The sequence below is a fragment of the Cohnella xylanilytica genome (genome assembly GCF_014212175.1).
GTDB classification, from domain to species: domain Bacteria; phylum Bacillota; class Bacilli; order Paenibacillales; family Paenibacillaceae; genus Cohnella; species Cohnella xylanilytica.
Window position 1 is genome coordinate 49,899 of the sequence record NZ_JACJVR010000019.1, and the last position, 14,225, is coordinate 64,123.

A 14,225-nucleotide genomic window follows, 5' to 3' on the forward strand; every position below is an offset into this window, starting at 1 on the left:
TTCTACTCTCGATTGCTTCTATTCTCAACCGGATGTCTCCGAGTCAAGACTACCCCTTCAGCGCGCCGATCGTAATCCCCTTGACGAAATATTTCTGAATGAACGGGTACAGGAAGACGATCGGGCCGATGGTCAGGCACACGGTCGCAAGCTGGACCCCGTACGTCGGCAGCGGCTGGTTGTACACCGTCTGGCTTCCTCCCACGTAGGCGCTGATATTGATGTTCGAGATGAGCTGGCGGATCATCATCTGCAGCGGGTGAAGCTTGTAATCGTCGATGAACATAAGCGCCAGGAAAAAATCGTTCCAATACTGAAGCGCGTAGAACAGCCCCACCGTCGCGATGACCGGCTTCGAGATCGGGAGAATGATCCGGAAGAAGATCTTCAGGTCGTTCGCCCCGTCGACCGTCGCGGCTTCGTTGATCTCGTAAGGAAGCGTGCGGAAGAAGGACACCATGATAAAGGCGAAGAACGGGTTCAGCAGGTACGGAAGAATAAGCGCCCAGAGCGTGTCCTTCAGATGCAGCCAATTCGCGATCAGAATATAGAAGCCGACGAGCCCCGCTCCGAAAATCATCGTGAAATAAGTCAGGAACGACAGCGCGCTGCGGTACTTCACCTTCGGGTGGGCGAGGACGTAGGCGTACATCGACGTCACGAGGACGGCCAGCACGGTTCCGGCGACGGTCACGGTCGTGGAGACGAAGTAGCTGCTCGCCACCTGCTTGCCGTGCATGACGAATTGATAGGCGGACAAGGAGAAGTCCTTCGGCAAGAGCTGGTAGCCGTGCCGCTTGATCGCCGACTCGTCCGCGAACGAATTGATCAGGACGAGCCAGAACGGCACGAAGCAGGCGAGCGCGAACAAGCCGGTGAAGGCGTACAGGAAGACTACGAACGTCTTCTCGGTGAAGGAACGGTCGGTGCGGACCTTGACCGCGCGGGCCGTTCGGACCCGGGGAATGGAGTTTTCCATGAGGCGTGTCGTCCTCCTTTTGTCAGAATAGGCTGGAATCCGGATCGATCTTCTTGGCGACGGCGTTGAAGATCACGATCGTGACGAGTCCCATGACCGATTGATAGAGTATGACGGCGGACGACTTGCTGAAGTCGCCGAGCTGCCGCAGCGCCCGGTACGAATACGTGTCGATGACGTCGGTCGTCGGATAGAGCGGCGCCGTGTCGCCGACGATGCCGTAGATCATGCCGAAGTCCCCGTAGAAGATCCGGCCGACCCCGAGCAGCGCCAGGACGATGAGCACGTTGCGGATAAGCGGGATCGTTATATGGACGATCTGCTGGAATCGGGTCGCTCCGTCGATCCTCGCGCTCTCGTAATATTCGCCGGAGATGCCGGCGATCGCCGCGAGGAAGATGATCGAGTAGTAGCCCGCGAACTTCCAGACGTAGACGATCGTCAGGACGGCTGGCCAGATGCCGGGCATCAGGTACCAGTTGCGCGGCTCCAGCCCGTTGGCGGCGAGCGTCCGGTTCAGGATGCCGTCGGTCGTGTTCAAGAAGGCGAACACCATCATGCTGACGACGAGCCACGAGATGAAGTAGGGCATGAAGATGAAGGATTGCGCGATTTTCTTATAGAGGCGGCTGGCGATCTCGTTCAGGAAGATCGCGAGAATCAGCGCGATTCCGAGCCCGCAGACGATGAACAGTCCGTTCAGGAAAATCGTGTTGAACGTGACCGTGTACCAGTCGCTGCTCATGAAGAAAAACTTGAAGTTGTCGAAGCCGACCCACTTGCTCCCCCACAGCCCGTCCGACAGCCGGTACTTCTTGAACGCGATCAGATGCCCGGCCATGGGCACGTAAGCGAACACGAGCAGGAACAGCAGTCCGGGTACGGCCAGCAGGTATAAATATTTGTTTTTGGCGATCTCTCTGGCTATTGCCACTTGCGCAACGTCTCCTCTCCCGGTGCGATATTCGGTTTGCTATGACCCAAGCTTACGGTTCGTTCGAACGGTCTGTATAGTTCTCATCCGGGAGATTCGGCCGGATATCCCGCGATATCGCGAGATTCCCGAAGGTTCTGAATCCGGAAGCCGGGTTCGCGTCGCGGAGATCGGGGGTTCGGGAGGGGGATCGGGGCCTTGCCGGGGCGCAGTTCCAGCTATCGCGGAGCTCCGACCGATCGCGGCGCTGCGAAGGAGCGTGCAATGCGAGGGGGCGTGCAACGAGAAAGAACATGCATCGCGAAGGGGCGTACAACGAGATGAGGCATGCAACGCGAAGGGGCCGCCTCCCGCGAGGCAGCCCCTCTTCTCTATGCTTGATCCCGGTACTGGCTGGGCGTTAGCCCCGTCGCCTTCTTGAACACCGTGAAGAAGTGGCTCTTCGTCTGGAAGCCGGCCCTCTCCCCGATGTCCGTCACCGTCCAGTCGGTCGTCGCCAGCAGCTCCTTCACCTTGGCGATTCTCTCCTGCAGAATGTAATCCGCCAGCGTCACGTCGAGCGCTTCCTTGAACAGCTGGCGCGCGTGCCGGGTCGACAGCGACACGTGCTCGGCGATCTCCTCGATCGTCAGCATCGGGTCGTGCAGATGGTTCTTCACGTATTCGACGATCTCGGCCGCGACCTCGTCCCGGCGGCTCGAGCCCTTCTTGTTGCTCAAGTCGTCGAGGATGCCGAGCAGCTCCCGCTCCAGCCACCCGCGGACGCCGGCCAGCGTGTCGAACGATTCCAGCAGGTTCTCGATGCCTTCGACCGATTCGACGGACGGGAGTTTGTTGAACGTTTTGAAAAGCGTATAAAGCATCAGCGACAGCTGGAACTTGCTCTGCGCATAGTGCATCGCCTGCATGTCCGCGAAGATCCGGTCCAGCCCGGCGGCGATCTCCTCCCGCTGGCCCGCCCGGACGCTGCGGATCAGCTCGTCCAGCAGACGGTCGTCGTGCAGCGGCTGAACGGTGCGCATGTAGTTCTCGAAGTCCCGTTCCCGGAAGATCTTGTCCTCCCCGGACACGAACCGAAGCATCGTCAGCTCGTGGACGTGCTGGTACGCCGCGCGAAGGTCGTCGCCGAACGCGACCGGCCCGCCGAAGGAGACCGCGACCCGAACCTGCATCCACTGGGCGATCTGCTCCTTGGCTTCTTCGAGAGAAGCCGTCAGGCTGTCCGGAGAGATCGACGCCCCCGAGACCAGCAGGACCAGGTGATCGCTGCCCAGGTCGACCGCTTCCGCGAAGCCGCTTCGGCGGACGATCTCCTCCGCGATGTTGCCCATCGCGTACTTCATCAGCTTGCGAGAGGCGAACCCGTACTTCTCCTTGAACGCGCTGTAGCCGTTGATCCGCATGACGCACAGATACAAGGACTCGCCGCCGAACAAGTCGGACTGCTCCCGAAGATACGGCTCGACCGGCGCGATCAGCTTGCCCTGCAGAATCCACTGCCGAAGATATTCCGACTTGATCACGTTCCGGTGCTCCCGCATCGACGAATCGAGACGGACCATCCGGTCCTCCAGCAGCTCGATTCCTTGCCGGATAACCCGAATCTCTTCGAGCGGCCCGTCGCCGGACCTGCTCGCAAGACTCGGACCCAGCTTCTGCTCCAGCTGGTTCGCGAGCTGCGAGAACGGCCGGAAGGCGCGCCGGGAATTCCAGAAGAGGATGGCGATCAGGAGCAGGATCATGCCCGACAGGATCGCGATCATTCGCGTGCGGAAGACGAGGAAGTCGGCGCGGATCCCCTTCAGCTCGGCCATCTGGTACAGCTTCCAGCCCTGAGGCTCGATCAGCTCGTACCGAACCGCCCAGGACTGGCCCCCGTAGCGTTCCGTGAAGTTCCCCGAGCCCGCTTCCGACGCCTTGGCGGCCAGCTCGGCGTATAGCTCGGCGTTCGGTTCGGCGTTCGGTTCGGCGTTCGGCTCGGCCGCATCGGCACCGGCGGAGCCGAGCATGACTTCGCCCTTCTCGTCGAGAATGAACGACTTGAACCCGGCGGCGTTGCCGTCGCCGCCCTTCAACAAGTACTGCTTCATGACCTCGTCGTCCAGCAGAAGCACCAGATAGCCGAACGACGGCTGGCCGGAAGGCACCGTCGGAATCATGATCGCGAGGCGCCGCTCCCCGTTCGTCCGGTGAACGAAGAGTCGCTGGTAGGCGCTTCGCGGAGCCTTCGCCAACGCCAGAATCTCCGGGTCCGCGAAGCTCTCGAACGAAGAGATTCCGTACTTCAGGTCGATGGCGTGCTCGGTTCGCATGTTCAGCAAATACGCGTTATACAGGAACGGCTCGGTCGTCTTGTACTTGGCCGCGGCCGCAAGCGCTTCCACTTCCGCCGTCCGCGATTCGGACTCGGCCGTCAGCCAGGCTTGAATGCTGCTGTCCGAGTACATATTGAAGCCGTAGGCGATCATTTTGTCGAAGATAAACTTGGCGTTGTCCCGCGAATGCTCGATCTCCGTCCGGTTCACCTTGTCGATCTGCTCCATGGCGTAGCGGGAGAACTGGTTCGTCATCAGATAGACGATCGGAACGGAGACGAGCGCGAAAAGAAGGCTGATGCCGAGGAATATGCGAAGGTACGTCCGTCTCGGAACGAACCGGCTCAGCTCCGCGATCGGCCGAAGCCCCATCGAGAACGGTTGGCGCATGCAAGGTCGAACCTCCTGTCGGGCTTGGATGTCAATCGGCGACGTCGACCTGCACGTTCGACTCCTTGCATGCTTGCAGCAGCGCGTCGTCCGGCAGCTTATCCGTCACGAGCCGGCTCACGCCCGACAGCGGGGCGAAGGACACAAGCACCTTGGCGCCGAATTTGCTGTGGTCGAGCACGATCGCGGCCTCGGCGGCTTGGCGGATGGCGAGCTGCTTGATCTCGGCCTCGTACAGGTTGGAGTTGCTGAAGCCGTGCTCCGCGTTGACCCCGGTCGCCCCGAGGAACGCGCGGTCGAACGCCATGCCGGACAGCGACTGGACGGCGATCGGCCCGACGAGGGAATGCGTCGCCTCGAGCAGCGTGCCGCCCGTCATGATCGTCGGAATCTGCTTGGCGGCCAGCTCGGCGGCGACGTTCAAGGCGTTGGTGACGACGGTCGCCTTCATCCCGGCCGGCAGGAAGCGCGCGACCTGAAGCGTCGTCGTGCCTCCGTCGAGGAATACCGATTCCCCGGGCCGGATCATCGAGGCGGCTTTGCGGCCGATTCTCGCCTTTTCTTCCATCGATAAGCCGGTTCGCTCCTTCAGCGCCACGTCCTGCCCGACGAAGATCGCGCCGCCGAACGTGCGACGGACGGAGCCCGCCTCCTCCAGCTTCTCCAGGTCGCGCCGAATGGTCATCTCCGTCACCTGGAACGCTTCCCGCAGGTCGGCGATTCTCGCTTCGCCCTGTCGGGAGATGAGGTCCAGCATCTGTCGTTGTCTGGCGTTCAATATCAGTGGAGCTTCCTGCTTCATGCCTTGCGGCCTCCCGCTTGTCTAGTTCGTCGTGCCTCTATTATCGCTTGGCCCGGCGATTCGTTCAACACCGATCGCGCCGCCGGCCGGAACTATTCGTCCTCTTCGATAACGGGGATCCGCACGATCGACGGGTCCGTGAACACGTCGAATTCGTCCCGGCTCGTGCTGGAGAACTCCGAGACGATCGCGCCCTCCGGTCCTCCCTGGAACCAATGCTTCGTGCCCGGCGGAATCGTGTACTGCTCTCCCGGCCCGAGGACGATCTCGCGGAAGACCGTATACCAGGCTTCGCTGCCCGCGGGCACGGCCGCCCGGATCTCGCCCGCGCGTTCTCCCACCACGTACAGGTAGACCGTTCCCCAACGGCAGCGGAACGTCTCCATCTTGCCGGGCTCTCCGTTCACGGGAGGATGGAGATGCTCGGGACACGTCTGTCCGGGGAAAAGCGCCAGTTCCTTCGCGCAATAGCGATCCGTATTGACGTAAGTGATCAGCTCGAGCCCCTGCTCCTCCAGCCGGCCGAGCCCGAAGCCCGCGACCTCGATCCGACCGCGCTCCTCCTCGGTCAGTACGATGCCCGCCCGCGCGAACAGCTCCGCCGTTCGCTCCTGCGCCTTCTTTACTTCGCTTCTTTTCATCGGCTCATCCCCTTCTTCTTAACATGGCGGAATGACAACGCCTTCAATTCGATCGGCGCTTCTCCCGGATGCCGCTTCCGCTTCCTCCTTCGCTTACGCGGGACCATCCCGGCAAAGACGGAACGCGCTCGCTGGACCGCCAGCCCGAGGCGATCCGCTCCCGGATCTCGTCCCAGCTCCGCACGCCGCTGACCGCATCCGCCCGCTCCACGTTGCAGGCGCCCGCTCCGACCGCGGCGAGCAGGGCATCCTCGGGATCGAGCCCTCGCAGCAGCCCGCCGAGGAAGCCCGCGATCGTACAATCCCCGGCTCCCGTCGTGCCGGCGACCTCGACTTCGTAGCAAGGAACGAGCAGCTCCCGGTCCAGCCACTTCGCCAGCTTCTCTCCCGCCGGCGCGCAAGCTCCCATGCCTCCGAGGCGTCCGGCATCCGCCGTCGTCCGCAGGTAGAAGCCGAACTCGCCGAGCTTGAGGCCGACGATGGCCGCTCCCATGGAGAGCAGCTCCTCGGACAGAGAACCAAGCAGCGGACCGTCCGCATAGGCGAGCAGCTCGGACGTTCCGTGAAGTTCTACCAGCTCGAGGTACCGGTCCGGCCGAAGCATGTACAGAATCTCTTCGAAGCTGGGCAGGAAGACGTCCGCGAGCGGGAGAACCCGGGCGAGGATCGCCCGCCAATCCGCCCGTCCCGCCGGAGACTCGGGGTCCGGCCTCGCCAGGTCCAGCGAGACCGTCAGCCCTTCGGCCTTCGCCTTCGCGAGCAGAGATTCGAGTTCGGCGCCGCCGTCCTCGTACATCCGGCGCATCAGCGGCGGGTAGCCGAAGTGGAACGCCTTCGCTCCCCGAAGCGAATCCGCCGGTACGTCCGCCGCGGCGAACGTATCGTTCGCGCCCGTCGCATGCAGGAAGATCCGGTCCACGCCCGGAGGGCTGATCACGACGGAATACGAGCTCGTCTCGCCGGAAGCGACGATCATTCCGTCCGCCAGCCGTTCGCCGTGTTCGCGAAGCTTCTTCCGAATGAGATCGCCGAACGGATCGTCCCCCACCTTGCCCATCAGCTTCACCGGGAAGCCGAGGCGATGAAGGGAGAGACCGGTGTTGGAGACGGACCCGCCCGTGGACAGCACCGCCGGTCCGACCTCGACCAGCTTGCCCGGAACGAGCAGGTCGCCCAGTCCGGACGCCGGCTTGGCTCCGGCGATCGAAGGAATGACGTCCAGACAGATGTGGCCGGCGACGACGATATCGGCCGCAGCGTGCTCGGTCGGCTTCGCGCTCACGCCGGAGCCCCCCAATCGACGGCGGCCGTTCCGCCCGTCCGGTGCGACTCGAGCGCCGCGGTGAACAGCCGGTGGCTGCCGGCCGCTTCCTCCGGCGTCGCGCAGCGGAACGGCTGCGACATCCCCTCCGTTCCGTGCGCGATCTCGTCGCAGAACGCAGCCCACATCTGCAGGATGGAATCGGAGAAGCCGAATTCGAAGATCGGTCCCGTGATCGTTCCGTAAGCCGAACGGTAGGGCGCGTCGGCGACGTGCCACGCTTGCGGCCCGCCGGCTTCGTAGGGGAGGGACGCGACCTGCTTCGGGTTCTTGGTCGTGAACTCCGCCGACCACTTCGTGCCCTGAATCCGGATGAACCACGTGTTCGCGTGTCCGGGGGCGATTCTTTTGGTCGACAGGATCATCGGGAACTGCTGCCCATCCGTCGACACGTCGCAGGCGAGAATCGCGTTGTCCCACGTCTCGCACGGCGCGGTTCCTCCTTGGCCGTCGGGACGCTCCTCGATGATCTTGGTCAGAAGCGCTCTTACGGTGCTAGGCTTCCAGCCGAAGCGAAGCGGCAAGTGAAGCACGTGCAGGCCGAGATCGCCCATGCAGCCGTACTCGCCGTTGGTCGCGATGCGCCTCTTCCAGTTGATCGGCTTCGTCGGATCGAGGTCGCTGGAGTGCCAGAAGCCCGCTTCGACTTCGATAATCCGGCCGAACCGGCCTTCTTCGACCCACTTCACGATCTGCTGGGCACCCGGGAAAAACGGAAATTCGGAAGAGCTGCGAACGACGACGCCGGGGTTCTCGCGGATCGCCTTCAGAATCGCTTCGTTCGCTTCCCGGTCGATGCCGAATGGCTTCTCGCCCAGCAGATGCTTGCCCGCTTGAATGATATCGATATAAATCCGCTCGTGCAGGTTATGAGGCACCGCGCAATAGACGGCTTCGACGTCGGGATCGGCGAGCAGCTCCCGGTAGTCCGCGTACGCACGCCGGACGCTCGGCACGTTCTCTTCGAACCAGCGGGTCGCCGCGGGGTTCGCGTCGCAGACGGCCACGATGCGGGGTTCGAAGTCGACCCCCGTCAGGTGGCACCAGCGGGCGGCCGCGCTGGCGAACTCCTTGCCCATCAGGCCGCAGCCGATGACGCCGAAGCGAATGATTCTTTTGTCCATCAGGACCGGCCTCCTCTCAGAATCGCGAGCGCCTGCTCGGCGGACGCCCCATCGTGGACGATGGCCATCAAGGCGGACGTCATCGCGGCCGGATTGTCATGCTGGATGACGTTGCGTCCGTAGACGATGCCGGATGCGCCCTTCTTCATCAATTTCTCCGTCCGATGCATAATCTCCTCGTCGCTGGCCCGTCCGCCGCCCCGTACGAGCACGGGGACGCCGGAGGCGACTTCGATCACCCGGTCGTACTCGTCCACGTCGTCGGTCGGATCGGCCTTGATGACGTCCGCTCCGAGCTCGACGCCTTGGCGGACGAGCGCCATGATTTTGCGCAAGTCGCCGTCCGTCATGTAGCCGCCCTTCACCTCGTTCGGCAGCATGACGAGCGGTTCGACCATGAGCGGCATGCCGTATTTGTCGCACTCGGACCTCAGCAGCATGACGTTGCGCACGCACTGCCGGTGCAGCTCCGGCTGGTCGGGGAGAAGCAGCAGGTTGACGCAGACCGCGACCGCGTCCAGGCGGACGGCCTGCTCGATCGCGCGATCGATCAGTTCGCTGAACAGGTGCCTCGGCAGCGTGTCGCCGTAGATGTTGGCGGCGTCCGTTCTCAGGACGAGCCCCGGCTTCTGCTTGCCCGGGATGTCCTGCAGGAGGCGAGCCTGCCCCGAGCTGAGCTGGATGCAGTCCGGGCCGGCCTGGACGACCGTCTCGATCGCGGACTTCATATTCTCGATGCCGGACAAGAAGGAGAATTCGTTGAAGAAGCCATGGTCGATGGCGACGTCGAAGCATTTGCCTTGGGCGCTGAACATGCGGTTTAATCGGGCTTTGGCGGACATGGGTGCGGCAGCTCCTTTTCGATAATAACATGATTATGTTCGTTTATAACATTATCATATTCATTATGAACATTTCAATCCTGAAAATGGAGCGGCGCCTCGCTTGCAGGTTGCTCGACGGCGGCATTCACGGCCGTTTTTGGAGGTTACGGCCGCCGTGGGGGACCTTGGAGCTTGCTGTAACCGCCATTTTGGCGGTTGCAGCAGCCGAGTTGGCCGCGTCGCCCTCTGCAACCGCCATTTTGGGTGTTACAGCAGCCGAACTGACTGTGACGCTCTCTGTAACCGCCATTTTGGCGGTTGCAGCAGTCGAGTTGGCCGCGTCGCCCTCTGTAACCGCCATTTTGGTTGTTACTAAGAACTCGGTTACTGGGCCAAGCCAAAAATCTATTTTGTGGATGCAGCTACTTGCGGCGCACTTAAGAGGGGGCGGTTCTTTCGATATAAGCTTGAAACTGCAACAGAAATTTTTGTTAGTTGTATGCAAGTTGGACGGGGATTGGGTGCTGCAACGGATGTTTCGTTAGTTAAAGGCCACGTTGTACGGGGATTGGGAGCTGCAACGGATGTTTCGTTAGTTACATGGCAAGTTGACGGGGATTGGGTACTGCAACGAATGTTTCGTTAGTTGGAGGTTAGGTTGCGCAGATTTCGGGGGCTGCGGCGTATCGTGCGACCGGATCGCAAAAAGGGACGAGCCGGAGAGCATGCTCCGGTTCGTCCCTTTTTCCAAGCCAGGCTATTTCGCGAGCCCGCGATAGGATAGGCCGGGCACTCCACGCTCTGCTCGTTCTCCTTGCTCTGCCCCTTCTTCTTGCTCTGCCCATTCTCCTTGCTCGGCCCATTCTCCTTGCTCGGCCCGCTCCCTCCGGCTCAGCCGGGCGGCCGATACCGCCGCCTCCTCGATCAGGCGATGATGCGGCGAGCGGTGGCAGACGGGATCCGTCGCCGAGGCGTCGCCCGTCAGCAGAAAAGCCTGGCAGCGGCAGCCGCCGAAGTCCTGGAAGCGGCGATCGCAGCTTCGGCACGGCTCCGGCATCCAGCCGAAGCCGCGGTACGCGTTGAAGCTGGCGGATTCCCGCCAGATCCAACCCAGGCTCCGCTCGCGCACGGATTCGAACTCCATCGTTCGAATCGAGGATGCCGCGACGCAGGGATACGCCCGCCCGTCGGGAGCGACCGCGAGCGACAGCTTGCCCCATCCCCCCATGCACGGCTTCGGATAGTCCTCGTAGTAGTCCGGCACGACCCAGATCAGCTCGAGGCTCCGCCCGTGCCGTTCCTTCGCGCGCGCGAACGCTTCCTCCGCCGCCGCGAGCTGCTCTCGCGTCGGGAGAAGGGCATCGCGGTTCATAAGCGCCCACCCGTAATATTGCGCATGGGCGAGCTCCAGCCGGTTCGCTCCCCATGAGGCGCACAGGTCGACGATCTCTTCGATCTGGCCGATATTATGGCGGTGCAGCACGACGTTCATGTTGAGCGGAAGCCCGCATGCGACGATCGCCGCGGCCGCTTCCCTCTTCCGGTCATGGGCCCGGAACCCGGCCAGCCGGTCCGCCAGCCCGGGCTCGGAGGCCTGCACGCTGAGCTGGAAGCTGTCGACGCCGGCTTCCGCGAGTCGGACGATCCTCTCTTCCGTGAGCCCGATACCGCTCGTGATCAGGTTGACGAACATCCCCAGCTCGCGCGCCCGGCGGGCGAGAATGTCCAGGTCCGGCCGCAGCAGCGGCTCCCCTCCCGTGAAGTGAACCTGCACGGCGCCGAGCCCGCTCGCCTCCTCCAGCACCCGGAGCCATTCGCCGGTATCCAGCTCCTCTTCCCGCTTCCGAAGCTCGACGGGGTTCGAACAGTAGACGCAATGAAGCGGACAGCGGTGCGTCAGCTCCGCCGTCAAGGCGTAGGGCAGCTCCTCTCCCATGACTCCACCCATCCTTTATCCGCGGCTTCCGCGAGGAAATCGACGATGTCCGGCTCGAGCCCCTTCTGGTTATATTCGGTCTCCAACCGCTCAACGATCCCGGCGACCGTCCTCGTTCCGTCGCAGAGCCGAAGAATGGCTCCCGCCGTCGGATTCAGCCGCACGACCCGCTCCGGGAGCAGCAGCAGCTCCGTCTGCCGCGCCTCGTCGTACCGGAGCCGGGCCGGGCTGCGCAGCTTGGGCCGCGCGGTCGGCACCGGCGCCGTCACGCCCGGTTCTCCTCGTCCGGGTACGCGAGACTCAGCGCGTCCAGCAGCGCCCACAGCACGTCGCACTTGAACGAGAGCGCGGCCACGGCCGCCTCCTGCTCCTTCCGGGTCTTGCATTCCCGCATGACGAGTCCCACCCCTTGATCCGCGTCGCGCGGCGCTTGCTGAAGCCGGGCGCGGAAATATTCGAGTCCTTCCGGCCGAATCCAGGGATACAGCTTCTCGAACACGCCGATCCGGCTCGAGACGAGCGTCGGGGCGAACAGCTCCGTGAGCGACGAAGCGACGGCCTCGGGCCACGGCCGAAGCCGGCAGAAGTTCACGTAAGCGTCCACGGCGAAGCGAACCGCGGGCAGCACGTGCCGTTCGTCCAGCATCTCCTCCCGCGGGATGCCGACGGCTTCGCCCAATCGGACCCAGGCTTCGATGCCGCCTTCGTCGTCCCCGCGCCCGTCGTGATCGATGATCCGCTGAATCCAGTCTCTGCGGTCTTCCCGGCTCGGAAGCTTCGAGAGTATAAGCGCGTCTTTCACCGGGATGTTTTTCTGATAATAGAATCGGTTCGCCACCCAGCCTCGCACCTGCTCCGGGCTCAGCTTCCCTTCGTGCATCCGGACGTGGTAAGGATGCTTGTCGTGATAACGCGATTCCCCGACCTTCCGGAGCTGCGCCATGAATTGTTCGTTGGACCATGGTTCGGGCACGTTCAGACCTCCAGTTCCATTCCGTCGAAGCCGATCTCGATTCCCTTCTCTTCAAGTCTGCGACGTTCGGCGGAACTCTCGTGCAGAATAGGGTTCGTATTGTTGACGTGAATGTAGATTTTCCTCTTGGCCGGAAGTCTCGCAAGCCGCTCCAGACTGCCCCCCGGCCCGGCGATCGGGAGATGTCCCATCTCGGCCGCCGTCCGCTCGGAGACGCCCAAGCCGCGCAGCTCGTCTCCCCGCCAGAACGTTCCGTCCGCGAAGACGCAATCCGCGTTCGCCGTCTGCCGGTCCAGCTCCTCCGTCCACTCTTCGATGCCGGACGCGTAGACGACGGCGCCCCCCGTTCGCGCGTCCTCGATCCGGTAGCCGATCACCCACGGCGCCTCTTCTTCCTCTCTTCCTCCCGAAGCGTAACGGGGAGGCTTGCGGCCGAGAGAGAACGGAACCACGATTAGATTCCCCCCAAAAAGAGGAAAAGATTCCCGAGGCATCGCGGCCCGCCAACGGAAATCGGCGTAAGGCTCCACGATCCGCCGCACCGGGAAGGCGCCGGCCAGCGCTTCCAGCACCGGAAGCGAGGCGTAAACGTCGAGCTGCGTCCCCTGGCGCAGGCTGAGCAGGCCGACGGTATGGTCCAGCTCCGCGTCCGTCAGCAGGACGCCGGCGATCGGAGTTCCCCGCACGGAACGGGGATGGAGCTGCGGGGCCGATTCGATCTGCGCGCAGACGTCCGGCGTCGCGTTGATCAGGTACCAGGCTTCGCCGTCGTCGCTGACCGCCAGCGAATCGTTCGTCCGGGCTCGTGCCGCGCCCTCCCCTTTCCTCGCGAGAAGGCAGGTCGGACACCCGCAATTCCACTGGGGGAACCCTCCGCCCGCGGCCGTTCCCAATACTAGAATCCGCAAGAGCCGGCCTCCCCTCTACATAGAAGATGCCGGATGGCTCCGGCATGTCGGCTTACTTCTGGTAGGCGTATGCGGTCACCTCGGCGCACACCTCGATCACTTCGAACGCGGGCTTCACCCACATGCTCCCACCTCCCTCGCGTTTGCTCGAAGCCGGCCTCCGTTCCTCGCCGTCTCCGGGCTTGCGCCCGCAATTCAGTGTATGTGCCGCGATTTGTCCATTAATACCGAAAAATAACGGCGCCTTCGTAAACAGGTTCCAGCAAAAAAAAGAACCGCTCCCACTGGAGCGGTCGTCGAACGGAGCCGGGAGAGACCCGACAGCGGTTCGTTTATCTAGCCTGGTCATCGCCCGACAGCCGTTCGTTCGTCATGCCAGGCTAACGCCCTGTTGCCATGCGTTCGTCATGCCTTCCCGACGCCCGCCAGCTCGACGAGCTTGCCCAGCGTCTTCCAATTGCGCGTCGTGGCGGGGACGTCCAGCTTCCCCAGATGCATCGCCAGCTTCGAGTCTCGCACGCTGCCTCGGAACAGCAGATAGACGTCCCGGCCTCGAATGACGTACTTGTCCTCGCCGTCCGCCGGGTAGGCGGCCGCCAGCTTCGCGACGCCTTCGGCGGAAGGCTCGTCCGCCATCATCGAGACGTACAGGCTCTCTCCCTGGCCGAGCGCTTCGGCCTCCGCGATCTCCTCGGGCGAGAAGGGGCAGCCGGCGGCGAGCCGGCTCAGCTCGTCCGACGTCCGGAGGATGACCTTCGCCGGGATGCCGAAGGCCGAATCGATCTTCCCTTCGATACTCTCCCGCAGCGCCGCTTCCCCTTCGTCCGATTCGAACAGCACGTTGCCGCTCTGGATGTACGTCCGGACGCTCCCGTACCCCAGATTCTCGAATTCGCGCTTCAGATCGGCCATCTTGATCTTGTTCTTGCCCCCTACGTTGATGCCCCGCAGCAGGGCGACGTACGTCGCCATCCGGCCACCTCTTCCCCTCAAATCGGATATCATGCTGTCTATAGTTATACCATCCCGCCGCCCCAAAAACGAACGGCGCGAACCCCTCCGGGGGCTCGCGCCGCAC

15 protein-coding genes are annotated in these 14,225 nt (G+C 63.1%); 1 reads left to right on the plus strand and 14 read right to left on the minus strand.

The window, feature by feature from the left end; all coding sequences use genetic code 11:
• Positions 1–49: 49 nt before the first annotated feature.
• From H7B90_RS05630 to H7B90_RS05665, 8 genes are all read right to left on the minus strand, one after another.
• Positions 50–979: a carbohydrate ABC transporter permease gene (locus tag H7B90_RS05630; RefSeq protein WP_185134878.1), complete on the minus strand. Its 930-nt coding sequence runs from the start codon at positions 977–979 to the stop codon at positions 50–52.
• A 22-nt stretch (positions 980–1,001) separates the two neighbouring features.
• On the minus strand, positions 1,002–1,913 hold the full coding sequence (locus H7B90_RS05635) for an ABC transporter permease (protein ID WP_185134879.1): 912 nt from the start codon (positions 1,911–1,913) through the stop codon (positions 1,002–1,004).
• Between the two features lie 371 nt (positions 1,914–2,284).
• Positions 2,285–4,618 carry a helix-turn-helix domain-containing protein gene (locus H7B90_RS05640; protein WP_185134880.1) on the minus strand — a complete coding sequence of 778 codons (2,334 nt, stop codon included), beginning with the start codon at positions 4,616–4,618 and terminating at the stop codon, positions 2,285–2,287.
• Between the two features lie 31 nt (positions 4,619–4,649).
• Positions 4,650–5,420, minus strand: a complete 771-nt coding sequence (locus H7B90_RS05645; RefSeq protein ID WP_185134881.1) for a DeoR/GlpR family DNA-binding transcription regulator — start codon at positions 5,418–5,420, stop codon at positions 4,650–4,652.
• Between the two features lie 92 nt (positions 5,421–5,512).
• Complete coding sequence (locus H7B90_RS05650; RefSeq protein ID WP_185134882.1) at positions 5,513–6,061, minus strand: D-lyxose/D-mannose family sugar isomerase; 549 nt, start codon at positions 6,059–6,061, stop codon at positions 5,513–5,515.
• 43 nt (positions 6,062–6,104) lie between these two features.
• A complete protein-coding gene (locus H7B90_RS05655; protein ID WP_185134883.1) occupies positions 6,105–7,343 on the minus strand; it encodes a carbohydrate kinase family protein in 1,239 nt (412 codons plus the stop codon).
• Positions 7,340–8,506: a Gfo/Idh/MocA family protein gene (locus tag H7B90_RS05660; protein WP_185134884.1), complete on the minus strand. Its 1,167-nt coding sequence runs from the start codon at positions 8,504–8,506 to the stop codon at positions 7,340–7,342. Before H7B90_RS05660 ends, H7B90_RS05655 begins: the two co-directional genes overlap by 4 nt.
• Positions 8,506–9,348, minus strand: coding sequence for a class I fructose-bisphosphate aldolase (locus H7B90_RS05665; RefSeq protein WP_185134885.1), 843 nt, complete (start codon positions 9,346–9,348; stop codon positions 8,506–8,508). Before H7B90_RS05665 ends, H7B90_RS05660 begins: the two co-directional genes overlap by 1 nt.
• A gap of 2 nt (positions 9,349–9,350) precedes the next feature.
• Here H7B90_RS05665 and H7B90_RS05670 point away from each other — a divergent pair, with 2 nt between their 5' ends.
• Complete coding sequence (locus H7B90_RS05670; RefSeq protein ID WP_185134886.1) at positions 9,351–9,875, plus strand: hypothetical protein; 525 nt, start codon at positions 9,351–9,353, stop codon at positions 9,873–9,875.
• Between the two features lie 212 nt (positions 9,876–10,087).
• Here H7B90_RS05670 and pqqE read toward each other — a convergent pair whose 3' ends face one another.
• The 6 genes from pqqE to H7B90_RS05700 all read right to left on the minus strand — a co-directional run bounded on the left by pqqE (position 10,088) and on the right by H7B90_RS05700 (position 14,119).
• The gene (gene pqqE, locus H7B90_RS05675) at positions 10,088–11,266 is read right to left on the minus strand and encodes a pyrroloquinoline quinone biosynthesis protein PqqE (RefSeq protein ID WP_185134887.1); all 1,179 of its coding nucleotides are present in this window, start codon (positions 11,264–11,266) and stop codon (positions 10,088–10,090) included.
• Entirely contained in the window at positions 11,239–11,535 is a 297-nt protein-coding gene (gene pqqD, locus H7B90_RS05680; RefSeq protein WP_185135015.1) for a pyrroloquinoline quinone biosynthesis peptide chaperone PqqD, read from the minus strand. Before pqqD ends, pqqE begins: the two co-directional genes overlap by 28 nt.
• Positions 11,532–12,239: a pyrroloquinoline-quinone synthase PqqC gene (pqqC, locus tag H7B90_RS05685; protein ID WP_185134888.1), complete on the minus strand. Its 708-nt coding sequence runs from the start codon at positions 12,237–12,239 to the stop codon at positions 11,532–11,534. Before pqqC ends, pqqD begins: the two co-directional genes overlap by 4 nt.
• Before the next feature lie 2 nt (positions 12,240–12,241).
• Positions 12,242–13,147 carry a pyrroloquinoline quinone biosynthesis protein PqqB gene (gene pqqB / locus H7B90_RS05690; protein ID WP_185134889.1) on the minus strand — a complete coding sequence of 302 codons (906 nt, stop codon included), beginning with the start codon at positions 13,145–13,147 and terminating at the stop codon, positions 12,242–12,244.
• 52 nt (positions 13,148–13,199) lie between these two features.
• Positions 13,200–13,271, minus strand: a complete 72-nt coding sequence (gene pqqA / locus H7B90_RS33835; protein ID WP_373315954.1) for a pyrroloquinoline quinone precursor peptide PqqA — start codon at positions 13,269–13,271, stop codon at positions 13,200–13,202.
• Positions 13,272–13,552: 281 nt separating this feature from the next.
• A complete protein-coding gene (locus tag H7B90_RS05700; protein WP_185134891.1) occupies positions 13,553–14,119 on the minus strand; it encodes a DUF1697 domain-containing protein in 567 nt (188 codons plus the stop codon).
• Positions 14,120–14,225 lie beyond the last annotated feature (106 nt).